This is a genomic window from Pseudomonas sp. HY2-MNA-CIBAN-0224 (assembly GCF_040310285.1).
GTDB lineage: Bacteria > Pseudomonadota > Gammaproteobacteria > Pseudomonadales > Pseudomonadaceae > Aquipseudomonas > Aquipseudomonas helleri.
The window spans coordinates 1-457 of record NZ_JBEOPQ010000176.1; the positions used below are offsets into that span (position 1 = coordinate 1).

Genomic DNA, 457 nt, shown 5'->3' on the forward strand with positions numbered 1-457 from the left:
ACTGGGGTGAAGTCGTAACAAGGTAGCCGTAGGGGAACCTGCGGCTGGATCACCTCCTTAATCGACGACATCAGCTGCTCCATAAGTTCCCACACGAATTGCTTGATTCATTGAAGAAGACGATAGAAGCAGCTTTAAGCTACAAGCTGATAGCTCACGCTAACAGTTGCAAGCTCGAAATTGGGTCTGTAGCTCAGTTGGTTAGAGCGCACCCCTGATAAGGGTGAGGTCGGCAGTTCGAATCTGCCCAGACCCACCAATTTTGTGTGGAAAGTACCTGTAGAAATATGGGGCCATAGCTCAGCTGGGAGAGCGCCTGCCTTGCACGCAGGAGGTCAACGGTTCGATCCCGTTTGGCTCCACCATAAACTGCTTCTGCATCGTAAAGCTTAGAAATGAGCATTCCATCAAACGATGGTGAATGTTGATTTCTGATCTTTTGATTAGATCGTTCTTT

2 tRNA genes and 1 rRNA gene are annotated in these 457 nt (G+C 48.6%); all 3 read left to right on the forward strand.

Going from position 1 to position 457, the window contains the following annotated elements:
- Positions 1–60, forward strand: a 16S ribosomal RNA gene (locus AAEZ03_RS25910); the annotation flags it as partial.
- A 122-nt stretch (positions 61–182) separates the two neighbouring features.
- Positions 183–259 (forward strand) — tRNA-Ile (locus AAEZ03_RS25915).
- A gap of 30 nt (positions 260–289) precedes the next feature.
- Positions 290–365: transfer RNA gene (locus tag AAEZ03_RS25920), tRNA-Ala, on the forward strand.
- The last annotated feature ends 92 nt before the right edge of the window (positions 366–457 follow it).